Annotated in this window: 12 protein-coding genes and 1 pseudogene; 9 read left to right on the top strand and 4 right to left on the bottom strand. The window is 52.4% G+C overall.

Going from position 1 to position 24,931, the window contains the following annotated elements:
* The first annotated feature begins 63 nt into the window (after window positions 1-63).
* The 6 genes from LX98_RS07615 (at window position 64) to LX98_RS07640 (ending at window position 6,017) form a co-directional block, all read left to right on the top strand.
* Entirely contained in the window at window positions 64-885 is an 822-nt protein-coding gene (locus tag LX98_RS07615) for a type VI secretion system accessory protein TagJ (RefSeq protein WP_496428332.1), read from the top strand.
* Window positions 882-2,000 carry a type VI secretion system protein TssA gene (gene tssA, locus LX98_RS07620; protein ID WP_496428333.1) on the top strand — a complete coding sequence of 373 codons (1,119 nt, stop codon included), beginning with the start codon at window positions 882-884 and terminating at the stop codon, window positions 1,998-2,000. The genes LX98_RS07615 and tssA overlap by 4 nt, the downstream gene beginning before the upstream one ends.
* Window positions 2,001-2,081: 81 nt before the next feature.
* Window positions 2,082-2,621, top strand: a complete 540-nt coding sequence (tssB, locus tag LX98_RS07625; protein WP_496428334.1) for a type VI secretion system contractile sheath small subunit — start codon at window positions 2,082-2,084, stop codon at window positions 2,619-2,621.
* A 2-nt stretch (window positions 2,622-2,623) separates the two neighbouring features.
* Window positions 2,624-4,114, top strand: coding sequence for a type VI secretion system contractile sheath large subunit (gene tssC, locus LX98_RS07630; protein WP_496428335.1), 1,491 nt, complete (start codon window positions 2,624-2,626; stop codon window positions 4,112-4,114).
* A gap of 463 nt (window positions 4,115-4,577) precedes the next feature.
* Complete coding sequence (locus tag LX98_RS07635) at window positions 4,578-5,033, top strand: type VI secretion system tube protein Hcp (protein WP_496428336.1); 456 nt, start codon at window positions 4,578-4,580, stop codon at window positions 5,031-5,033.
* A 378-nt stretch (window positions 5,034-5,411) separates the two neighbouring features.
* The gene (locus LX98_RS07640) at window positions 5,412-6,017 is read left to right on the top strand and encodes a hypothetical protein (RefSeq protein ID WP_496428337.1); all 606 of its coding nucleotides are present in this window, start codon (window positions 5,412-5,414) and stop codon (window positions 6,015-6,017) included.
* 424 nt (window positions 6,018-6,441) lie between these two features.
* Here the strand turns inward: LX98_RS07640 and LX98_RS07645 are convergent, their stop codons facing one another.
* Window positions 6,442-6,636 (bottom strand): hypothetical protein, encoded by a 195-nt coding sequence (locus LX98_RS07645; protein WP_496428338.1) that lies wholly within the window; start codon window positions 6,634-6,636, stop codon window positions 6,442-6,444.
* 417 nt (window positions 6,637-7,053) lie between these two features.
* Between LX98_RS07645 and LX98_RS07650 the strand changes: the two are divergent.
* Window positions 7,054-8,126: pseudogene (locus LX98_RS07650) on the top strand (IS30 family transposase).
* A gap of 454 nt (window positions 8,127-8,580) precedes the next feature.
* On the top strand, window positions 8,581-12,024 hold the full coding sequence (locus tag LX98_RS07655) for a PQQ-dependent sugar dehydrogenase (protein ID WP_496428339.1): 3,444 nt from the start codon (window positions 8,581-8,583) through the stop codon (window positions 12,022-12,024).
* Between the two features lie 241 nt (window positions 12,025-12,265).
* On the opposite strand, the gene LX98_RS07660 is transcribed toward LX98_RS07655, so the two are convergent.
* On the bottom strand, window positions 12,266-15,658 hold the full coding sequence (locus tag LX98_RS07660) for an SUMF1/EgtB/PvdO family nonheme iron enzyme (RefSeq protein ID WP_496428340.1): 3,393 nt from the start codon (window positions 15,656-15,658) through the stop codon (window positions 12,266-12,268).
* A 478-nt stretch (window positions 15,659-16,136) separates the two neighbouring features.
* Window positions 16,137-19,241 carry an InlB B-repeat-containing protein gene (locus LX98_RS07665; protein ID WP_496428341.1) on the bottom strand — a complete coding sequence of 1,035 codons (3,105 nt, stop codon included), beginning with the start codon at window positions 19,239-19,241 and terminating at the stop codon, window positions 16,137-16,139.
* An 861-nt stretch (window positions 19,242-20,102) separates the two neighbouring features.
* Here LX98_RS07665 and LX98_RS07670 point away from each other — a divergent pair.
* A complete protein-coding gene (locus LX98_RS07670) occupies window positions 20,103-21,377 on the top strand; it encodes a transporter (RefSeq protein ID WP_496428342.1) in 1,275 nt (424 codons plus the stop codon).
* A gap of 565 nt (window positions 21,378-21,942) precedes the next feature.
* Here LX98_RS07670 and LX98_RS07675 read toward each other — a convergent pair.
* Complete coding sequence (locus LX98_RS07675; protein ID WP_496428343.1) at window positions 21,943-24,684, bottom strand: multicopper oxidase domain-containing protein; 2,742 nt, start codon at window positions 24,682-24,684, stop codon at window positions 21,943-21,945.
* Window positions 24,685-24,931: the final 247 nt, after the last annotated feature.

Raw genomic sequence — 24,931 nt, forward strand, 5'->3', positions numbered from 1 at the left:
TGGGTGGCCAAGCAGGGTAGCTCAGACCTGATCCTATGGACCTCAGGAAGAAGGAATGCACTGATGAATGCCAAAGAATTGTTGGACAAGGGAAAGCTTGCGGAAGCCATCCAAGCGATGATTCAGGAAGTTAAAGCGCATCCTGCCGATGGCCGGGCCAGGACATTTTTATTTGAACTACTCTGTTTTGCTGGGGACCTGGATCGAGCCAAAAACCATTTGGAAGCGCTGGATTCCCAAGACCCGAAATCTGACTTGGGCATTGAATTTTATCGAAAGGTTCTCAAGGCGGAACAGGCCCGAAGGCAGGTGTTTGAAGGGAAGGGGACACCCAGGTTTTTTTCCGGCTGTCCGGACTACCTGCAAGGCCACCTGGACGCGCTCGCGCATATCTGGGAAGGCCGGTATGCGGAGGCCAAGGCCCTGTTGGACGAAGTTCAGCAAAAACGGCCGGCGATTCAGGGGGATTGTGACGGCAAGGCCTTTGCCGATTTTGCCGATAGCGATGATCTTCTGGCTCCGGTGTTGGAAGTGATTGCCCAGGAAGGATATTTCTGGGTGCCCCTTTCCCAGATCACCCATCTTTCGATTACCCCGCCAAAACATTTACGGGATCTCCTATGGGTTCCCGCGCATCTGGAAACAACTGAAATGCCGGTAGGCGTTGTGCTGCCCGTGCTCTATCCTGGCTCCCACGCCGCGATGGATGAACTGCTGAAATTAGGGCGGATGACGGACTGGAATCGGGACCAAGAGGAGCTGATTAAGGGGGTTGGACAGCATACCTTTATCATCGATGACTCGGATAAGGGAATATTAGAAATCAAGGAGTTGTCCTTTTCCGGAAATGAGAAGGCCACTTCAGGAGAAAGGTCAGGGATATGAGCGCAAAATCCGTACTGGACCTAGATACCTTATTGGTGCCAATCCCCGGCGACAATCCGTCAGGCACCGATGTCCGGTATACCCGTTATGACATGGTCAAAGAAGCTAGGCGGGAAGACGATGCGCTTCCGAAAGGCGATTGGGAGGAAAAAGGGGATGCCAAAGTCGCCGAGTGGAAAAAGGTTATTGACATTGCGACAGAGACTCTGGCCACGGAAAGCAAAGACTTGCAAATTGCCGCCTGGTTGGTGGAGGCCTTAGTGAAGGAACAAGGCTTTCCGGGCCTTCGGGATGGGCTCACACTCATGAAAGAACTGCATAGTCGGTTTTGGGAGACGCTCTATCCTCCTATTGAACAGGAGGGCGATCAGGTGGACCTGGGATTTCGGGCCGGTCCCCTGGATTGGCTGAATGAGGAAAAAACCCTGCCCATGGCCATTCGCGGCATTGCCTTTCTGCGTTCACCGGAAGGACAGGGGTATGGACTTCTACAGTGGGAGGAAGCGCAGGCGGTGGAAAATCTCGGTCGCAAGGATCCCCAAAAAAAAGCGGAGGCCATCGCCGAGAAAAAAATCACACTCGAAGAATTTAATAAAGCGGTGCAGGCCACGTCATTGGCCACCTGTGTGGACATTTTAGACTGTCTTCGGCAGAGTCAGGAAGAGGTCGAAGGGCTTAATCAAGTGATCAAGGAAAAATACGGAGAAGCCAATCCTGAACGTCCCAGTTGCGAAAACTTGAAAAACGTCTTAGAAGAAAGCCGGACCGTGTTGGAAGGGATTGTCCAACAAAAGGGAGGTGCCAAAGTGGAGCTTCAAAGTGCCGTGGGGGGGGCAGGGATTGCGGCGGCCAGGGGCCAGAGTGAACGGATCGTGTCGACCGGCGGGGGGATCCACCCTTCTGATCGGATCGATGCCTTGCGGCGGTTGGCGGCCGTGGTCGAATTTTTTAGAGAAACCGAACCCCATAGTCCGGTTGCTCCGTTAGTACAACGGGCCGCCAAGTGGGGCGAAATGCCATTGAAGGAATGGTTGGAGGAAATCATTGAAGATCCAGCAGTACTGGCGAAGGTGTTGGAGACCTTGGGAATGACGGAGAAAACATCCCAGGAATAGGGGTAGGAGAAGGCCGGGCACGGGTGATCCATCGGAACGTCGATCAAGTCAAAAGTCGAATCATTCAATAAGGAGGTCATCATGGGAAAAGAAAGTACACAACACAAACTGGATCGGGTAAGGTCGCCCCGCGTCCATATCACCTATGATGTGGAAACGGGAGGCGCCATCCAAATGAAAGAACTACCCTTTGTGGTGGGCATTTTGTCTGATCTGTCGGGAAAACCCAAAGACCCCCTGAAACCGTTGAAGGAGCGAAAATTCATCGACATTGACGCGGATAAGTTCGACGATGTCATGCGGGGGATGAGTCCTCGATTGGACTATTCAGTCGAAAATAAACTCAAAGATGACGGCTCCAAAATGAAAGTGGAGTTGGAGTTTTCGAAAATGGACGACTTTACCCCCGAAAGCGTGGCGAGGCACGTCGAGCCGTTGAAAAAACTCCTGGACGTGCGAGGGCAACTGTTTGAATTGCTGGCCAAAGCGGACGGCAATGACAAACTCAGTGAGCGGTTGCAGGAAATCATCGGCAATTCGGATGAATTGCAGAAATTGGCGACTGAAGCCGGCGTGAAAGCCTCCGGTGGCGACAGTCCCGACGAAACAAAGGAGGGCTGAATATGAGCGCCGAAGCAGAACAAGCCAAAGCCGAAGGGGCGGCGGGGACCACCGAAGAGAAAAGTTTGCTGGATAAAATAATCGATGAGGGACGGATCGGGCGGGATCAGGGCGAACGCGACGCGTCCAAGCAGCAAATCGCCACGCTGATTGACGAGGTGATGAAGGGGACGGTCACCGTTTCCAAAGACATCGAGTCGATGATCAGCGCCCGGATTGCGGATATCGACGAGCTACTCTCCCGGCAGCTCAATGCGATCATGCATGCCGAAGAGTTTCAAAAATTGGAGTCGGCGTGGAGAGGGCTGCATTACTTCGTGAGCAACACGGAATGCAGTACGATGCTCAAGATTAAGGTCATGAACGTGTCAAAAAGCGACCTTATCAAGGACTTTCGCAAAGCCACGGACTTCGACCAAAGCGCCATGTTTAAAAAGGTGTACGAAGAAGAATACGGCACGTTCGGCGGCGCGCCCTTCGGCGCCCTCATCGGCGATTATGACTTTGGCCGCGGGCCGCAGGACATGGAGCTCCTGGAGAAAATCTCGAATGTGGCCGCGGCGGCCCATGCGCCGTTCATCGCGGCGGCCAGCCCGCACATGTTCCGGCAGGACAGTTTTACCGAACTCTCCAACCCCAAAGACCTGGCCAAAATTTTCGATAGCGTGGAATGGGCCAAATGGAAATCCTTCCGGGATTCGGAGGATTCCCGGTTTGTGGGCCTGACCATGCCCCGCATCCTCATGCGGATGCCCTACGGGCCGGACACGGAACCGGTGGAAGCATTCAACTACAAGGAAGATGTGGACGGCAAAGACCACGCCAAATATTTGTGGGGCAACGCGGCCTACGGGTTTGGGACGCGGCTCACGAATGCCTTCGCCAAATACGGCTGGTGTGCAGCGATCCGGGGAGTCGAAGGCGGCGGCCTGGTCGAAGGCTTGCCCTCGCATACCTTCAACACAGACGACGGCGAAGTGGCCCTCAAATGCCCGACCGAAATTGCCATCACAGACCGGCGCGAAAAAGAATTGGCGGATCTGGGCTTCATTCCGCTCATTCATTGCAAGGGAACGGATGTAGCAGCCTTCTTCGGTGCGCAATCGGCCCAAAAGCCCAAAAAGTACGACACCGATGCCGCCAATGCAAATGCCCGACTGTCGTCCCAAATTCAATATCTCATGGCCACTTCCCGGTTCGCGCATTATTTGAAATCGGTTATGCGGGATAAAATCGGGAGTTTTATGACACGCCAGGATTGTGCGGATTACCTCAACCGCTGGATCAGCAATTACGTCGTCAGCTCCGAAGATGCCGGGATGGAGATGAAGGCCAAGTATCCGCTCAAGGAGGCTCGAGTGGACGTCGTCGAAATGCCAGGCAAGCCGGGCTGTTATCGTGCCGTGTGTTTCCTTAAGCCTCATTTTCAACTGGAAGAACTCACGGTGTCACTCCGGATGGTGGCCGATTTGCCGCCACCGGCAAAGCAATAAGACTGCGCGAGGACCGGCTGCAGAAATGGAGCAGTGTCGCCAGGAAGGTAATATATGACCCATTTCGCAAAGCATCATCGAGCGAGGGGCCGTGCATAGCCGGCCTAAACCTCGAAGATGAGGGATCCACAAGATCGCGATCTGCTCAGACACCATCGAATTTCAAAATCTTAAAATGATTTTTGAAACTGATTGAGGATTGGTTAAAAATTTGAGTCAGTCGTGTCAATCGTTTAGTTAACTTGAAATTCGCAATCGCTCTATGGGAGAGCGGTTCAGAAGAATAGGCAATCTAAAATAAGAGTGGCATTTGGGTTGCAGAGTTTCTTGGGTATGGCACGGCTATTACACACAAACAACCCCGGGATTATTACACAATGAAGGTCATGCGGAACAGGGTTCAACATGAAACCGTGCATTCAGTCATTCCTTCACTTCATCCATCATCACAGGAGGACGCATCATGGCAGAACTACAAGAGTACATTTTTTTGAAGTTGGGCGACATCAAGGGAAACGCCACTACGACTTCGAATAAGGATCAGATTGTCATTCAGCACATGTCCTACGGCATTAGCCAGGGCGGACAATGGGAAGAGGGAGACAAGCTGTCGGGCCGGATAACTAATTTTTCCGATATTTCGTGTACCAAGCTTATGGACATGTCCTCCACGGCGTTGGCGAATGCCTGCGCCCTCAAAACGCAAATTCCGACAGCCGAGTTTGCTGTGACGGCCGGCACGAAACAGGCCTATTACAAGCTCATCCTGGATAATGTGATCGTGACGTCCATCAGTACGTCGATCAGTGCCGGTGAGACGCACCCGACCGAATCGTTCACGCTGAGCTTCCGTAAGGGGCGGTGGGAATACGGCTCCGCCAAGGGCGGGTACGATCTTGCGAAAAACGAGAAGGTGTAAGGAGCGCAGCGGGATTATCGGATCGCGGCAACCCCCTGTAAACATAAAAGTCTGCAGCCCTCCTGCTCACCGAGCGGAGGGCTGCGGCATTTTGAGGGACAAAGGCGCCACGCCCGTTGAGGGGGGCGGAAACGGGGAAATGTAAAAAGGGTGTGGGGGCGATGTGTGATTGCAAGACCTGACCCTATAGCGGATACGGGTGGCAGGATGGTTGGGTTCGGATCCACCGAAATACACAATGGGTGGCGAAGCTCGCCAGCATGTCGGCCTAAAAGTCAATACTCCGGACAGACTCCAATTCCTCGCAACCATGCCTGATCGCAAACCTGATGTGCAGAGAGGTAACATTATCTCTGTTCTTTTTCATGGAGGTAGTTCATGTCGCTTAGCCAGCAACTCTTAATTAAGCTTCCCAAACTTCCAGGGAAAGTCAATCGTCGTCTAATGTCATCAACTATTGCGGGGCTGAAGGCGGAGCGGGCCGGCGGTGGCTTCGCGATGACAGGCGACCCTCACCAACTGGTTGACGTGCGAAGTGGAAGGCATTGGTTTTGGGGAAAGCAATACCACCAGATTCCAGATCGCGATGTGGATCTACAGAAGACTAATGTCGCCAGACGCAAGCTATTGACTTTCGGCGCGCAAAACCAAGAATTTCGGAAGTCGGTGAACAAGGATCTGTCAGGTGGCGAGACCTATCCGATTCTCACAACAATTTTGGGTTTAGGCGTGGGTTTTGTCAGCGCCGGGGCCGGGTACTTGTGGACAGGCTTCACTGCGACACTCTCATTAGCAAGTGATTCCCAACCAGTCCGTGTTCGGGACGGCGACGAGGTTCACCAGCTCGAAATTGTGGGTGTTCGTAACGGCAAGTTCGAGTACCTCGAATGGATTATCCTCGTAGACCCGTTCCGTGTGAAAGCCAATTGCCACATTAAACAATGGATCATCCATGACGAGCGTCAGGAAGTGCGGATTGACTGAGATCTGTCCCAGGTTGATAGGGGTATGGTGGTCCGGATATGCCAAGTCAGAGACGAGACTCAATTGGCACGAAATACAACGATGCATAGCCAATCGCTTGACTGGAGTGGCTGATCCGGTGGGACTAAAGGATTGGTGGTCACCCTAGCAGGCTCTGTCAAGTAGGCACACGTCTCCACTGTTTCTCTTAAGATTTTTTTAGCTCTCCGCTCTTGTCCTTCGGCGCCTAGAAGCCCAATTCGCACTTGGGCTTGTCACTCTTCGTATTGCCCTGGCCTTTGCGGTTCCCATTGTTGAGCTTCGTGCTCTCGACGCACCGGCAGTAAGAGGAAACCGACCCGCGGTGAAGAGTTGGCCAATCTCGTCCGTCTCGAGCATGATCGTGGGCCAGCGTTTGCCCAATGCCGGGGACGGTCAAAAGCGACTAAAACGGCGGCCGCAGTTTCACGCGAGCGTGCACTGCCCGTTCCACCTGGGCGATCTGCTCGGCGGAATGCTGCATCACGGCCATGGTCACTTCAAGGGCGAAGGCGTGTTCCGGAAGCGACACCAACTCACGGACGGTTGTCGGTGTGAGGTGCTTTGTTTGGGTTCCGTTCATGGCGTGTCCCGTATTCAAGCCAATAAGTTTTGAACGCTCAACAGGTTAGCCGTCTTCTGTCGGACCAGGTGGCTGTGTTTGCGAAGCTGTTCGCGCACCGTTTGGCGTTTGCCCACGCGCTCACTGACCTCACGTAGATCGCAGAGAATCCAAGTAGCCCCATTGGTGCGGCCACTGGCCCTCATGCGATTCGCGGATCAGACCCAACAGCCGTTCATCGTCTTGCGACCGCCGGGACGGGGGCGTTCCAATCACCCATCATATCCATTGCGCGAGACCCCCAACACGCGACACAGCGGCTGCACCGCAGTCCAGTATTTGATGCTATAAGATGAACGCGTACCTCACTCCGGGTTTTTCCCCAAGTACGCGGCCTTGAGTTCAATGGATCATGCAACACCATATCTCAACTTTTTGGCAGGGAGGGTGTGGCGTATGGCACAATTTGGCTGGCTTGGTCTAATGAGTTCTCAGAAAGCGGTTGTGTGACAACAGTGGAAATGTGGACAGTCGCTGAGCGACATTGGGCGTGCGCTGGGCAAGCATGCGGGCTGGAGCCACGGCATTATCGCCGCTCACGGCGGCATCACCCCGCTGCCCAGGCGACGGTCTTTCCGGGCCCTCACGCTGGCCGTGCGCGAAGAGATTTCTCGGGGCATTGCCGCCGGGCTGTCGGTATCATGCCACGGTGGCTGATGAAGAAGCTTGGGCAGCTGCATGCCGCCCTAAACCCTGTCGACTTGCCCTTCATCCGATCCTACAGCGGATTGTCGCTGTTAAACTGAGTCTGGAATGGTCGCCCGAACTAATTGCCGGATGGCTGAAACGACAGTTTCTGACGGAGCCTCAGATGGGGGCGCCTCACGAAATAATTTATCGGAGCCAGTTTATTCAGGCCCGAGGGGTGCTCAAGAAAGAAATGACTCGGTGTTTGCGTTCACACCGGACCATGCGACGCTCCAAGCGTGCGAGTACCGACGGCCAGCCTCGAGGTCAGATCATTGATGGCATTTCGATTCCTGAACGGCCAGCTGAAGTCCATGATCAGGACATGGCTGGACACTGGGAGGGAGATTTACTCTCGGGCTCAAGCAACACTCATATGGCCGCCCTGGTCGACGGCAGTCTCGGTTACCCTACTCGTGAAAGTCGCAGGCAAAGGCACCGCGAGTGTTGTGAACGCCCTCATAGTACCCCGCCTGGCTCTCACACTCCGCCCTTCCTTGACGTGGGATCGAGGGATTGAGAGGACGGCGCATAGGCAGTTCACCGTGGCCACGAAGGTTAAGGTCTATTTCTGCGATCTCCACAGTCCCCGTGGCAACGAGGCACGAATGAAAATACGAATCGATTGCGCCGCCAGTATTTTCCCTAAGGAACGGATCTGGTCGGGACTCACAAGCGGAATTAACCACGTGGCATTACGGCTAAATTAACGCCCACGCAAAACTTTGGTTTTTCAGACACCAGCGGAGAAACTTCAAGTCAGTGTTGGAACGACCCATTGAACTCAATGCGGTTTTTTTAGGATGTCACGCTCTTCCTGTGCACGGCGGAGTTCGGCCTTCAACATCAGGTTCTCGCGCTTGACTTCTTTGAGCTGAGCCTCATATCGATCGGTGGCGTTGGAAGCATAAACCTTAACCCACTTGTACAGGCTTTGTGCAGAGACCCTTATCGCTTCGCGGCATCGGCCACCGTGTACCCTGGTACCTGCTTGCTCGCCTCTTCTTTAAACTCATCGACAAATCGCCCCTTGTGTCCGATTTCGTGGGGGAAGATTATAGGAGTTGCTTTTTAAGATGGAAGAGTTATAGTTCCAATGCTTCCTTGGCCGTAATGAGTATGAGGGGGGGAATAATTACTAAGGTTAAAATTTATGGGATTTTAAGGAGAATTCTGATCTCTCCATAATGATATCTCACATCTATGCCTAATCCACCACTCAATGGAGGAAAATAGATGCTCCCAAAACCACTTTTTGTATTCCTCCTAACCGTTCTATTGTTCCTGGCATTTAACCAGGCAGCTGTTGCACAAACAGATAAATTTCCGAAGATAACCAAGTCAGGACTATCCGTACAGATTGAAGATTTCGTCCAGGTACCGGCAAGCAGTGGCGCTCCACCCTTGGCGCGTATCAACTTGCTCTATCATTCTAAGGACAATACTGGAAGACTATTTGTCAATGATCTGAACGGAAAACTCTATGTGATTGATAAAGGTAAAATCACCACTTATCTGGATTTAGCTTCCTCCCACTCTAAATTTACCAAATCTGGCGGGCTAGGTATGGGGTTCTATAGTTTTGCATTTCACCCCGATTTCTCAACTAATGGAAGATTTTATACGGCTCACTCAGAATTAGAAGCCAATGACCCACCAGACATGCGTAGTACAGTCTCTAAATCTCAGCCGTTTCACAACGTAGTTAAGGAATGGACAGCCGTCGTTCCCTCGGATAATGAATTCAGGGGTACCTCCCGTGAAATCTTACGCACCGCACAATCTACAGGTGCTCACTCCATCCAGGAAATCGGATTTAACCCCAATGCGAAGCCAGGCAATCCGGATTTTGGCATGCTTTACATCGCACATGGAGATGGGGGAGAACGTGACACCGACGATCCCCAAAATTTGAGCTCTCCCCATGGTTCCCTACTACGCATCAACCCACTTGGCATGAACAGCCGGAATGGTGCCTATGGAATACCTTCGGACAATCCTTTTGCAAACGATGGCGATCCCAGGACACTAGATGAAATCTGGGCCTATGGGTTCCGCAATCCACACAGGTTTAGTTGGGACACTGGTGGGGATGGAAAGCTTTTGATTGGTAACATTGGTCAGGCTAAGGTCGAAGAGGTTGAACTAGGGAAGGTCGGTGCCAATTATGGCTGGAACAAGAGAGAGGGGACTTTTGTTTTTGATAAGGACAATGGAGGGAAAATTTCCCCCTTGCCCCCCAATGATAATACCTTTGCCTTTACGTATCCAGTTGCACAATATGATCACACCGAAGGCCAAGCTATCGTGGGGGGGTTCGTCTATCGTGGCAACCAAATTTCTGAATTAGTTGGAAAATACATTTTTGGTGACATTGTCAACGGTCGAATTTTCTATGTGAACGTGGATGATTTGGTTGAGGGAAAGCAGTCTGACATAACTGAACTCATCCTTCGTGATGCAAACGGCTCCGAAACTACTATGTTGAAATTGGTATCTGCTCAGCTCGCATCTTCTAACCGCAAAGCGGTTGATTTGAGGTTCGGCATAGATCAACAGGGAGAGATTTACGTTCTGTCCAAACAAGATGGCAAGATAAGACGACTCGTACCCCCAAAGGGGAATCAGAACCTGCTCAGAGGCCACTGGGCATTTGATGAGGGTGAGGGAGTAGTTGCGGTTGACTCCTCGGGTCAGGGAAACAAAGGAACAGTGATTGGGGCGTCGTGGACTAACGGGAACATTAGCAACGCGCTGGCGTTTAATGATGTCACCGATTACGTCCGGGTGGGAACCAACGGTTGGGCTGCAACCCAGGGGACCGTGGCCCTTTGGGCTTGGTTTGACGGGTTTCCTGCGAGGAAGGGCTTCGTTTTTGGCCACACCACACAGCCCCAATTTGCCAATAGAATCCAACTGTACCACGATGCCAGGGGGCAACTCACACTTGGCCTGGGTGATCAGCCAATCAGGCGGGCCAATATAAAGGCACTGGCCACGAGAGGATGGACCCATATTGCTCTGACCTGGGATGGGACAAATTATAGTGTCTATGTTGATGGCTCTGAAGAAGCGGATGGAAAATACAGTGGTCTCTCAACGTTGAATGCCTTCGCGGACATTGGGAATAACGGAGGGACATTAGAGGCACGTATCGAGGCACTACAAGGGAGGATTGACGACGTCCGCGTCTATGGTCGGCCACTGTCTGCCCAGGAGGTTCAGGCTCTGATTGAAGAATCCAAAAACCCCACACCACCCAAATTTTCTTTACAAGTTACCCAATTCGGGTCCGGAAGCGGGATAGTTACGATTTCGCCAGGAGGCGTCAAATGCGAGAGCGAATGCGCGGCGTTATACGATTCCGGCACCTCGGTCACGCTTACAGCGGCAGCGAATCCCGACTCCACCTTTGCGGCATGGGGCGGTGTTTCTTGTGGGAGTGCAGAAATCTGCACGGTGACACTCACGAATAATACGATAGTGACGGCAAACTTCAATAAGAAATCTGATCCTATTCCGGCTGTATTCTATAAGCCCCACATAAAACCACTGTTTGATACGCATTGCATAGAATGTCATGGAGTCAATGGATCTGAAAAAGGAATCAGTTTCGAGAACTACGCCTCGGCCACCCAAGGCAACAATGCCTTCCGCGCGGTAGCAAGAATCAATGATCCGGATAATTTCATGCCACCAATTCCTCGCGGACCACTCAGTAAGACCAACCGTGACTTGTTCACCGCTTGGCAAGCGGGAGGTTTCAAAGAGTCGGCTAGCCAGACGGGTGCGGCGAATCTGGGGGATCTAAATGGCGATGGGAAAGCGGACCTCATCTGGCGCCACACCAATAATGGCAGCACCGCCATCTGGCTGATGAACGGCACGACGATGACCGCCTCGGGCTTCCCGGGCGGCGTGCCCTTGGCGTGGCAGATTAGCGGCATTGGCGATGTGGATGCCGATGGGAAAGCGGATGTCATTTGGCGGAATACCACCAACGGCGCGGTGGCCGTGTGGCTGATGAATGGGATCACCGTGACCAGCACAGGTTTTCCCGGCAATGCGCCGGTGGACTGGGAGATAGCGGGCGTCGGCGATGTGGACGGCAATGGCACGGCGGATCTGGTGTGGCGGAACACCCTCACCGGGCAAACGGCTATCTGGTTGATGAATGGGGCCACAAGAGCCGCGTCGGTCTTCCTGGGCGGCGTCCCGGCGGTGTGGCACATCGCCGGGGTGGGCGATGTCACGGGAGATGGCAAGGCCGATGTCATCTGGCGCAACAGTGCCACCGGAACGGTGGCCGTGTGGCTGATGAATGGGGTAAACATTACGAGCGTGGCTTTCCCCGCGAACGCCCCGACGGTGTTCACCGTTGTGGCAGTGGATGATGTCGATGGCGATGCCAAGGCCGATCTGGTGTGGCGTAATCGTAGTGATGGCAGCACGGTGATCTGGCTGATGAACGGGGGGTCAATTAATTCGTCCGGCTCCCCGGGAGGGATGGCATTAGAGTGGGTGATAGCGGGTATGGGCGATATGACCGGCGATGGTAAAGCGGAGATCGTCTGGCGCAACACCAGGACGGGAGCACTAACCGAGTGGGTGATGGATGGCATCCAGGTGACCGCGAGCGGTTCCCCGAGCAGTGTTCCGACAGAATGGGAGATCCAATAGCAGCATTGATGACATACGGTCTCTTTCAAAGGTAAACATTCATTTGCTGTGATGTAGCGATGGATTTTAGGTTTTCATACAACTCAGGATGCACTCTGTTTTTGTAAGGAGAGAAATGAGTCTGCAGCAGAGTGATTGGATGTAGGGATATGTTACGCAGGTAAGGCAGAGAAAAGGCGGCCTGTTCTCAGATCTAGTACAAGACCACAGAACCATTTCCATATTTCATGAGTACCTTCTCTCATGGAGTTTTGGCGCATCGGAATCCAATATAGGGATTGCCTTTGGCAGGATCTTCTCTGGCTCTATAAGTTGTGCGGGCAAAGACCGACATCACGCTCCACGAGCCCCCGCGGTGAACCTTCATTGTTCCGGAATCATGCCCTTGAGGATTGTGGACCAGAGTAGGAGACGTGTCATACAGGGCATACCAGTCAGCGACCCATTCGCCCACGTTACCCGCCATGTCATGAACCCCATAGGGACTTGTGCCCTTTGTAAACGTTCCAACTTTCAACGGCCCATATGTGGGACTCTCCAATGCCGCTTGCATCCACGTGGCCCATATTTTTAGGGAGCGAAATGGTTCTCGGGACCAATAGCTTGCGGTATTGGTACGAGCAGAATCCCAGTCATTTCCCCACGGGTAAAGATTTTTTTTGGTACCACGAGCGGCTTTTTCCCATTCAGCCTCAGTGGGAAGCCGTTTTCCTACCCACTGGCAATAGGCCTCCGCATCAAACCACGACACTCCAACCACAGGAAGTTCAGGCTGATGAAATCGTTGATTCGACCAGAATTTGGGTGGGGTCCGATTTGTCGCTTCTAAAAACCGCTCGTAGAGTTTGAAAGTCACTTCATATTTATCAATAGAGTAATCGGGGAGGACCACTTGATGCTGGGGTAGTTCCCCTCCAAAAGCCTCAAACGGAACACCCTCAAAATCCTTTAATAGGATGGTAATCTCCTCTGCGGAACTCCCCATGCTAAATTCTCCACCAGGAATAAGAACCATCGAAGTATCGTCCTTCCCGACCACTTCAGATGAAAATGTACGAGATAAATCAGAAGGATGGAGTCGTGCCTCCAAAACAGGTTCAGGTTGAGAATTTTTTTTCTGAATGCCCGAAGATTCAGAAAGTTGAGTATTCTCAGTCTCGAAAGGTGTTGATCCTGAAAGGCTTGAACTTGGGTCATTTGGAGAAGAGGTTACTTCGGGAATGTCAGTGTCCTGATTTTTGAAAATATTCTTAAAGAAACCAAAAAAGCCGGATTCACTTTCATCAGAGGATGGTTGAGCTCCAGTCACAACTCCGTTCTGAGATTCAACAGACCCCTCTGCTCCTGTGGGCGGTTCAAGGCCTTCCTCTACTGGAGTCGTGCCGGGCTTGTTAGACGATGCCATGTGGGCTTCTTGGGCTCGTTGGGCCTGTTCGGCAGCCAGCTGACGTTTTTGTTCTTCTTCTTGGGCCACGCGCCGGGCCTGCTCGGCTTGGGCTTGCAGTTCCTGTTCTTGACGGGCAAGTTCTTCCTGGCGGTGTTGTTCTTCAGCGGCCAGGCGGGCCTGCTCAGCTTGTAAGGCGGCTTGCTCCTGAGCTATGCGGGCTTCTTGGGCTCGTTGGGCCTGTTCGGCAGCCAGCTGACGTTTTTGTTCTTCTTCTTGGGCCACGCGCCGGGCCTGCTCGGCTTGGGCTTGCAGTTCCTGTTCTTGACGGGCAAGTTCTTCCTGGCGGTGTTGTTCTTCAGCGGCCAGGCGGGCCTGCTCAGCTTGTAAGGCGGCTTGCTCCTGAACTATGCGGGCTTCTTGGGCTCGTTGGGCCTGTTCGGCAGCCAGCTGACGTTTTTGTTCTTCTTCTTGGGCCACGCGCCGGGCCTGCTCGGCTTGGGCTTGCAGTTCCTGTTCTTGACGGGCAAGTTCTTCCTGGCGACGTTTCTCCTCCAAGGCGGCCAGGCGGGCCTGCTCAGCTTGTAAGGCGGCTTGCTCCTGAGCTATGCGGGCTTCTTGGGCTCGTTGGGCCTGTTCGGCTTGGGCTTGTAGTTCACGTTGCTTCCGGGCGAATTCCTCCTGGCGGTGTTGTTCCTCAGCGGCCAAGCGGGCTCGCTCAGCTTTCAAAGCATTCTGTTCTTTGGCGAGTCGGGCTTCCTGTTGTTTTTGCGCTTGTTCCGCCGCTAGGCGTTGACGCTCCGCCTCTTCAGCTATCTTTTGGGCTTTTGCTAATTGCTCTTGGAAAGCCTTTTCTTTTTTGGCGAGTTCCTGCTGTCGCTGCTGTTCTTCTTCGAGGAGCCGGGCTTTTAGGGAAGCCTGTTCCTTTGCGAGCCGGATTTCTTGTTCTTTGCGTGCTTCTTCCGCCGCCAGACGGCGTTGTTGTTCGGCCTCGGCCGCTTGCCGGCGTGCTTCCGCCAGTTTAGCTTCCAGGGCCTCCTCCCGTTTTAGTTGTTCCTCTCGTAGGTTCTGGCTTGCTAATTCAAACTGCTTCCGTTGGGTCTCCAAGGCTTTTTGATTTTCTTGCAATTTTTTTCCCTGATCAGTTACGGGAGCTTGCTCAGAAGAAGGAGATTGCGCTTCGAACGATTCCAGTCGTTGTTCTAATTTTTTTAATAGGCGTTCAAATGTCTCAATGGTACTGGCTTCGGAATCTCTGGTTCCCCCTGCGTTTTTTGGAGCCTGGGCCACTTGAGGATTTGACGATGGTGGTTCTGGGACAAAGACAAATTCCCCATTGGCCGCCGTCAAGGACCACATTTCCGGACGCTGAACATGATTGCGCATGACGGAAGCAGACTGCACATGTTCTTCGATATAGGAAAAGAGTTCCGATGCGGGAATGATGCCGTCGCTGTTAAGATCCGCATACCCCTTTTCTAAACCCTCAAGAAGATAATAGGTAAACACACTATGGTTCCACTCCGGTCCTTCTAAGGCCTTTTGTCCGGGCCCTCCCGCCGTAATTAGCTGGCGGGCCGGCTCTCGCGTAATGATTTGGAGATAGTCCTGGTTCATGGTAGGAGAAGTAGACGAGCGAAGCCGACGCCCGGCAATGCCTCCGTAACAAATATCAATAAGAAATAATACCTGTTTAGCCGGGATCGCCTCGGAAAGTTCACGAATAAGGCCCATACTAATTGCCGTTCCGGCCAAAAGGTCCGGTTCGCTATCGACGGGCATCATATATCCCATGGGTTGCCCACCACCAATATTTTCTGTTTCCCCATGTCCTGCAAAAAAAATGACCACCCGGTCTTCTTTTTGGACTCTCATTAACAGATCCCGTCCTAATTCCCGAAGGATAGAACGCCGGGTGGCTTTTTTATTGTGTAAGGGCGTCACCTCAAATCCTTGCCGTGCCAGGACACGAGCCACTCCTTCCGCATCAGAAACGGCGTAAGAAAGTCGAGGTAGATTTTGATAATCATCAATGCCAATGGTGACGGCCCAGGATTTTCCCTGCTTTTCCTGGACATATTGGGGTGGGGTCTTCCCTTCCACAGTCACCCCGCGCGTGTCAGCACACGCTAGGGACGGCAGAAAAAGGAGCGAACAACTGAGAAGCGACAGACTGGTAAGATAGGAAAGGCCCAGGAGCCTTTGCCTCCATTTCAAGAGGACTGCCCTGAGTTCAACTAATTTCAACACGGCACACCTAGAGGGATAGGAAAAACTTAGAAAGGCATTATACTCCGATGAAGACTAACTAGAAATAGGCAGGTTTCCCTCCTCATAAGGCGTAAGGGAAAGAAGCTCTTCAGACTTTTGTCTGGGTGAGCTGGCGCAGGGACCAGTTAGGGGCTTATTTGCTGGGTAACAAACTCAAGATGTGGGCTGGAGGCATCACATATTTTAAAAATCGGCCATCTCCTAGGCCAAAAGGGGTCCGTGATAGATAGATAAGATATAGATAGATAAGATAAGGGTAGTGCAACCAACCTGCATGCCGTCAACTTCGCTTGGGATGATGAGGGCTTTCCCGTCAAATCAAGGCGCTCGTACATCTTGGTTTTCCCTGTTTCTAGGGTTATTCCCCATCACCCAGGTGGGCGGTACAGGTTTTCATCCTTTCTGAAAAGCATCTAAAAAAGCCCTCTATATCATCAAGATTTATATACAAACGTGGCTATTGAATCTCCCAATGCGCAGGCGCGGCCCCGGGAAATCCTGTGGTGCTGATATCCGCGCCATTCATCACCCACACCGCGACGGCACCCTTACCGCTGTGGCGCCAGATGATGTCGGCCTGGCCATCCCCCGTCACATCGCCGACGCCGGCGATCTGCCAGGCCAACGGCACTCCGCCTGGAAAACCGGATGAGGCCATCGTGGTCCCGTTCATCAACCAGATGGCGGTACTGCCATCCCTGGTATTGCGCCAGACCAGGTCGGCTTTCCCATTGCCATCCACATCGCCCACGCCCGCGATTTCAAAATCGGTCGATGCCCTTCCGGGAAAGCCGGTAGTGCGCATGGTGGTCCCATTCATCAGCCACACCGCCACCGCGCCATTTGTGCTGTTGCGCCAGACCAGGTCGGCTTTCCCATCGCCATCCACATCGCCCACGCCCGCGATCTGCCAGGTCAATGCCACCCCGCCGGGAGAGCCGGACGATCCAATGGCCGGCCCGTTCATCAGCCAGATAACGGTGCTGCCATCCCTGGTATTGCGCCAGATCAGATCGTCCTTCCCATCGCCATCCACATCGCCCACGCCCGCGATTTCAAAATCGGTCGATGCCCTTCCGGGAAAGCCGGTAGTGCGCACGGTGGTCCCGTTCATCAGCCACACCGCCACGGCGCCGTTGCTGCTGTTGTGCCAGATCACATCCGCCTGGCCATTCCCATCCACATCGCCCACGCCTGCGACCTGCAAGGCGAGCGGGACTCCACCTGGGAAGCCAGACAAGGCAATGGAGGTGCCGTTCATCAACCAGATAGCCGTTTGCCCGGTGAGGGTGTTCCGCCAGACCAAGTCGGCTTTGCCATCGCCATCCAGGTCGGACCTATCCCTGAGAAATAGTTGCCCCGATGACTGTGCCGTTAAGGCCTGGGTCACAAAAAACTCTGGACCAATGATTTGCTTGGCAGTACCAGCATCGGTAATGGCTGTTCTCGTCTTAGTTGCCAGATTGATTGATTCAAATAAGAGATCCCTCGGGGTACCGGGTTCTGACATATTCTGTCCGGACAAATGATAGAGCAGGCCGGTCGAGGGTTCCAAGCCGATCGTGTCGCCTTTTCGTTTTTTCCCATCCGAGACATTCAAAAAGTGGGTAGTCGTCCCTGTGCTTTTATCCACGACAAAGATTTGAGCGGGGGCGGTATTGCTGGGATTGTTCCCTGTAACGGCGTAAAGGATCCCGGCGGCATCAAAGGCCATGTCCGAAAAGCGACCGGAAACTGAGGCAATTTGAGTGGCGACCCCGGTTTGTGGGTTTATGGTCACCAACCGACGAGCGGTGTTTTTTTCTGCGGTTGTGACGAGTAAGGCCCACAGGGTGTTGGTCCGTGGTTCCGTGGCGAGACCGGTACTCCCGATAATCGGCACTCCGGCTAAGGTAAGAGGACGGGTGGTCAGGGTCATCCCGTTGGTCGGATTGAGGGTAAACAGGGTAGGAGTCTCTTTCCCTTCGTTGAAATTAACAGAAAACAGAGTGGAGCCGACAAAAGCCAAGCCGTTTGAGCGATGGTCGAGATCGCCCAGCTTGGTCACCACACCTGGATTGGTCAGTTGATAGAGGCTCGGCTCCGCGTTGAGATTCCTCCAGGCCACCATCAGAAAGGTACCGGTCACGGGATCTGGGGGCTGACCCTCCTGGGTAAACGTGGCCGTCACATTCTGAGCTTGCGTCAAGGTGACCGTGCAGGGGTCGGTCCCCGTACAAGTCCCGCTCCACCCCGCAAAGATTGAACCCGGGTTTGGCACCGCCGTAAGGATCACGATCGTGCCGTCATCATAGGAGTCTGTACAGGCGCTCCCGCAATTGATATTCCCGGCATTACTGGTCACCGTGCCACTGCCGGTGCCGACCGTGGTCACTGTCAACGTCCGTTGGACGGGAGTGGCGAGAGTAAATGTGGCGGTCACCGTTTGCGCCGCTTGCATGGTGACCGCACAGGGGTTGGTCGTGCCCGCGCAGGTGCCCGCGCCGCCCCCCCAGCCGGCAAAGGTGGAGCCCGCCGTCGCCGTGGTCGTCAGGGTCACGCTGGTGCCATGATCGTACGATGCTGAGCAGGTGCTCCCGCACGAGATGCCCGGGGGCGCACTGGACACGGTTCCACTGCCCGACCCGGTTTTGGTAACGGTCAGCGCTCGTTTAATGGCAGTAAACGTGGCTGTGACGGACTTGGCGGTGTCCATGGTGACCGCACAAGGATTGGTCGTGCCGGCACAGGTGCCCGCGCCGCCGCTCCAACCGGCAAAGGTAGAGCCCGCCGCCGCCGCTGCCGTCAGCGTTACGGAGGTGCCACTGGCGTATATCTGCGAACAATCGTTGCCGCAGGAGATGCCGACTGGGTTACTGGTCACTGTGCCATTGCCATTCTTGGTCACCGTTAGCGTTGGGTCCAATGATATTGGAAATGAGTCAAAGGTGGCCGTGACGGACTTGGCTGCATTCATGGTGACGGTACAGGGGTTGGTCGTGCCGGCACAGGTGCCCGCGCCGCCGCTCCACCCGGCAAATTTCGATATGAAACCGCCGGCGGCAGCACTGAGTGTCACCACCGTACCGTCAGTGTAAGACTCCGTGCAGTCGGTCGGGCAGTTGATGCCGGAGGGCGCACTGGTTACCGTCCCGCTGGCTTTCCCAGCTTTGATTACCGTCAGGAAATGTGTTGAGGGAGGTAATATTATAGGAGGCTCTTTCACAATAATAGTCACCGTATCAGCAGTGTTAGTGCCACTTGAATTCCGTGGGGTCATTGTAACCGTGAAAATTCCGGGATTATTAAAAGTAATGTTACCAGGATCTTCCGCTGTCGAATCCGGAATGCCGGATCCTGCCCCAAAAGACCAGGTTTGTCCGACGGGTAGATGAAATGAATGGGCTTCGGTTGTAGTTCCCGTAAAATTAAGCGTTTCGCCCACGAAAATGGTTTTGGAATTTGGGGTATCAATTACCGCGCTGCAATCAGTGGCTGAGGATTTGGCCGGCAGGCCGAGGAATATGAGGGTAAAACCTAGCAACATCCTTATCAATTGAGTCCGCGACGAATAGATAGGCATATTCATCCTCCTTAGCATTGCCATTTAGGAGAGACTTTTCCGCGCTGGGCTTCCTTCGTGTTTTTCTCCTGCCGTATCCGTTCAACCTTCCATTTTCTGTCCCAACGCTTCCCCAACAATATCCTTAAGAATAAAGTTAAGTTCCCCTCTTTCTAAAAGATGGTCTTTAGATGGTATCCCCAAGATGACCTCGGCATTCAACATGGCAATAGGAAACCCGGGTATTCCGCGAATTCAAAAATAGATCGACCGTGATCACCTCTTTGAACATTATCCGCATAACTTCCAAACATCATGTTCCCCAACAGACTGTTCCTCTGCGAAAAATTTGCCTTGCCTTTCCAGGGTATATTGATTTTTTTGTATGAGAGATCTGATTAGGGAGAACTGTATCAAAGCACCAATCCTTAGCTGGGTGACCATTCCTCGCGGCAATTTGGATGACCTCTTTTCTAAATCTCAATTCACGATAACTTTGCTGAGACGGATGATGGCAAAAAGCCTAGCAACTTTTTTGAATAACATCTACAAGGAAAAAAAGAATTTTGGCAAGGGAATTGGTCGAGGGATTGTCTGATTAGATTCGCAGAGATTCTCAAAGAAAATAATTGACTTAATTCTAGGGAGTTTATACGATCTGCGTGTTTTCATTATCTATCCACGGTGTCCCGCTCAAAACCGTCTCTCAAAATAGTCCAAGCATGAGTGATTGCTGGCATTTTTTTACACAAGATTTCTAATTAGAACGCCAGGGAAAGCACATACTAATCCACAAATGTTTTTCAAGTAGCAGGGGAGATTAGCTGTCGGAAAGCACAGGATTACCATTTTTCATTGATCTACTAGTAGGAGGAGGATCACATGCCTAAACGGTTATGGGTACACAATGTGCTGAAACTCGCTTCGACTTTTAGTCTTTTTTTGCTTGTATCAATGACCGTGACAATATTGGTTCCCGGTCCGACACAGGCTGAAAAATTGAAGGATGTGATCCCAGGCCTCTATGGCGGAAATGGATTTCAGGTGACGGCCAGTGGGCCCAATGCAAGTCCTGCCGACTTTTCACTGAATTCCTTGAATGATCTGAATGATTTGACTAATGGAATTACCTCACAGCTCGGGCAGTTTGCGGTCAACTCGACCGTGGGCGGGGTGACGTTCGACATGGAACGGGGTATTCCGGTTGAGGTGAGCAAAAGTCCCGGTCCACTTTTTGGGGAACTGGCGAACACCATTGGCAAAGGGCGATTGAACTTCCAGATTAACTGGTCCTATGCGAAATATGATAAATTTAACGGGCAGGATTTATCTTCCCTTGAAACAACGGCCCAAGCCAGTTTACAACCGGGTCAGCAACCCACTACCGATCAACTAAAGACTGTTACGGACGTAACTGTGATCACTAATTTTGTAGGGTTTTATGGCACGTTTGGCCTAACGGATTTTTGGGATGTGAATCTTGTTGTTCCCATCGTCACGACAAAGCTCAAGGCGAAAGCGAACTCCCAATTAGTTGACGGAAACGGAATACCCTGCCCCCAACAGCCGGGAGGAGGGACTGGGAATTGCAGCGGTAGATACTCTATTGTTCCTAATCAATTCGATCCAGCCAAGGATACTCGCTCGTCAGAATCCACAGGAATCGGGGATATTATTCTCCGGTCCAAATATCGATTTTTGGAGGAGCATCCCATCGCTCCCGATCTGGCTGTTCGGGGAGATGTCTCCTTCCCGACTGGTAATGAGGATAACTTCCAGGGGTTAGGGGATTTTAGATTTGCGGCTCTGGCTATTGCGTCAAAATATTATTCTTCTCCGATCGGGATGATTGGACCCCACGTCAATACGGGCGTCAGTATTGTCAATAATCAATCGTCACGAAATGCGTTTACCTATGTGGCGGGCTTCGATGTGGCGCCGGTCCCTACCCTTGCTGTGTCTTTAGATCTGTTGGGACGCCATGAATTTAATGACAAGGACAATAGTGGAAAGGACATCGTGGATTTGGCTCCGGGGTTTAAATGGGTGCCCTATCCCAACACTGTGGTGCAGGCCGCGGTCATCCTCCCTCTGAATATTAATGAAGGGCTCCGCGCCAATCAGACCTGGACAGCAGGATTTGGAGGCACATTCTAAATTTACCGATCCTCATTTTACAATAATATCCTCCTAAATCATTCGCCACCGCATGGGGAGACCTGAAGGTGAAGTGTTGATGGATTTCTTTTCATAATACAGGACACTTGCTGGATGGGGTGAGTTATATGACTGCTGACTTTACCGAGAAGAGTTGCGATGGTCCAGCAAAGAACCACGCTTAACGAGTAGGACTTCCAGGTTCATTTTTGTGAAAAATCCCGAGGGGGCTGTGTTTACTGAATTCGAATATGATCTATCTATAGATTTATGTATAAGAATAAGAGAGGAAGAGGTGTTTCGGGTGAATCCCGAAACACCTCTTACACAAGTGGTTCATGAACCCGTAACCATTTAGCGGTGGCCTGAAATTCGCTTTGCCTTCACTTCCTTTCATAATCATTGGAACAATTCCGCCCATAGCCGAAACCCGAATAATGCTTGCCAAGGCGACGTGATTTTTAGAGGGTTCGGTGTAAACCATCGGTTCAAATTTCCCGGTCTTTCTGGTTGAACGGTTTGGAAGAGAGAATAATAATATAATCGACGATAGGGCCTTTTTCCTTTAACCTTGGATTTCCCAAACCGTCGATGCGGTTCCGGCAAAGCCCGTGGTGGTCACGGCCAGGCCATTCATCACCCAGACGGCCACCGCGCCCGTGCTGCTGTTGCGCCAGATGATGTCCGCCTTGCCATCGGCATTGACATCGCCGCTTCCCGCGATCTGCCACGTGAGGGGCACGCCGCCGGGAAAGCCCGAGGCGGCCCTCGTGGTCCCGTTCATCAGCCAGATGGCCGTTTGCCCGGTGAGGGTGTTCCGCCAGACCACATCGGCCTTGCCATCGCCGTCCACATCGCCCGCTGCTTGAATGGACCAGTCCGTGGAGGTGCTCCCGGCAAAGCCCATGGTGGTCACGGCCAGGCCATTCATCACCCAGACGGCCACCGCGCCCGTGCTGCTGTTGCGCCAGATGATGTCCGCCTTGCCATCGGCATTGACATCGCCGCTCCCCGCGATCTGCCACGTAAGGGGCACGCCGCCGGGAAAGCCCGAGGCGGCCCTCGTGGTCCCGTTCATCAGCCAGATGGCCGTTTGCCCGGTGAGGGTGTTCCGCCAGACCAAATCGGCCTTGCCATCGCCGTCCACATCGCCCACTGCTTGAATGGCCCAGTTCAGGGAGGTGCCTCCGGCAAAGCCCATGGTGGTCACGGCCAGGCCATTCATCACCCAGACAGCCACCGCGCCCGTGCTGCTGTTGCGCCAAATGATGTCCGCCTTGCCATCGGCATTGACATCGCCGCTCCCCGCGATCTGCCACGTAAGGGGCACGCTGCCGGGAAAGCCCGAGGCGGCCCTTGTGGTCCCGTTCATCAGCCACACGGCCACAGCGCCAGTATTCGTGTTGCGCCATAGGAGAGAGGAAAGACCCGGCAACACCACTAATTCTGAGGTTTTGCCCATCTCTGCATGGTGAAAAATATGGCAATGAAACAACCAGCGTCCCATGGCTCCTCCTGGCCTAAGACCATCCTGCATTTTTCTATCATCAAGCCGTACTCTGTACACCAAGGTGTGATTCGGTTGAATATCAACTGTATCCACAAACTCTTGGTAATCGAAAGCATACTTCAGGATTTCATTTTCCTCAATTCTTACTGGTTGGAAAGAAAAGCCGTGCAAATGGAAAGGATGATGGGCCTGGGTTAAATTGGTGACCTTCAGCTCTAAGAGATCTCCTACTCGTGCATAACGGCTGGAATCCAGATGAGATATTCCCTGAAAATCTGTTCCTGAAGCGGCATGTAGATTTCCGGCAATCCCGTCAATAGAAGGCTGGCCGCTGGTATTGGTAAATTGAATGGTCTCATTTGCCGTCCCAGGTTGTGCTGGCGATAACGTTGCGGGATCCAGCAAATGATTGAAAATTGTTTGATTCTTGATATTCTCGATCGGTCCATTCACCCTAGGGTCGTCCAGTAGTCCCTGATTCTCAGCAATGGAAAACTGTTCGTTGCCATTGGCAGGGCCTACCATGAGATGGAGGATCGGAACCGTGGGAATGTTGGCAAACGGTCCTTGTCGGGGACCATTTCGGGGATAGTCTTGAGTCCACAGCGTTAAGACTTTTCCTTCGTTTCCATCGGGAATTTTGATCACGACATCGGCTCGATCAGAAGGCGTGAGTAAAATTTCCCCTTGAGAATATTTCGTATCCAACGATTGTTGAATTCCTCCTTCTACCCGAACGCGGTCCAATATTCCTCCTTCTCCGCCGACCCTGAAGAGGGTAACGGGTTGGCCGGTTCCATCGCTAAGCTTTAGACGAAAATATCGGGTAATGGCGGCGTTGATGATTTGTAATCGAAGGCCGTCACCAGATTTAACGTCCAGCACTTTGGCCATCGGTTCCAGGGTTCCCGGCGCGTCAGGTGAACCAGCTCTGCCACCTGGTTGAAGGCCATTCACCAGTACGATTTGACCCTCGTTGACTCGACATGCTCCACCTGGACCCGTACAGTTCATCCCTGGAAAAACATTGGGAACCGTCCCTTGTGATAAAGGACCGGGGATTGTCGTCCCCTCATTATTCCTGGCTGAATTTTCACAAAGATCCTTTGGGTTGGGAGTGAAGGTATGACCTAGAAAAGAATCCCCCCCAACCCAAGGGCGTTCGGGAGAGAAGGTGGCAGTGTCATTGGTTCCTGGAGCTTTACAAACCGTAATGTCACTGAGAATCAAACTATGGGTTTGATTCTCAGGAGGTAAAAGATGTAACTCGTCTCTCAGTTTTTTTGTCTCAGTATCATCGGTAACGATAAAAGGTCCATACATTCCTTTGAAAACTTGATTCGTCGCCGTGAAATGGGGGTGATACCAGAATACTCCTGGCCGCGTAACCTGAAATTGATATAGGAAACTTTCACCTGGCTGAACCATATCTTGCGAAACAGAAGATCCATCGCTTTCATTGTTGACCTCAATGCCATGCCAATGAATGCTCGTCGCTTCCGGTAATGAATTCGTAAAATGCACAATGACGGTATCCCCGACTTTGACTTTTATTTGGGGTCCCGGAATTTTCCCGTTAAAAGTATACACTTTCGTCACCGCACCATTCCCGTCGTTGATGTCCACCACCGCTTCCTTGGCCTCTAGGGTGGTTTCAAACACATTCGTGGCCGGATTATTGTCGCTGGCCTGCGTGAGATTTCCGATTACGGTAGTCGGAACTTGTCCTTTGACCATGGTGCCTAGCATGATAATTAAGGCGACCAATGGGATGAATGGCAAAGTTTTCCAGTTCATAGAGCCTCTTTTTGAAAGGTAGGAGTGACCTAATCAGTGACTTTACTTTCATTGAGGAATTGTGAATTGCAAGAGATTGTAGATAAAAAATTGAATATTAACCAGCTAAAATATTCCCCACATAAACCACTCCAATAAAGTCGAATCCTTTTCAGCAGATTTTCTAAAGGAATTGCGTCTGTTTCCAAACGAACTCCTCCCATTTAGTTTTCCTTACTTCCACCTTTCCAACAGTTGGAAAAAATTC

The organism is Nitrospira marina, assembly GCF_059568365.1.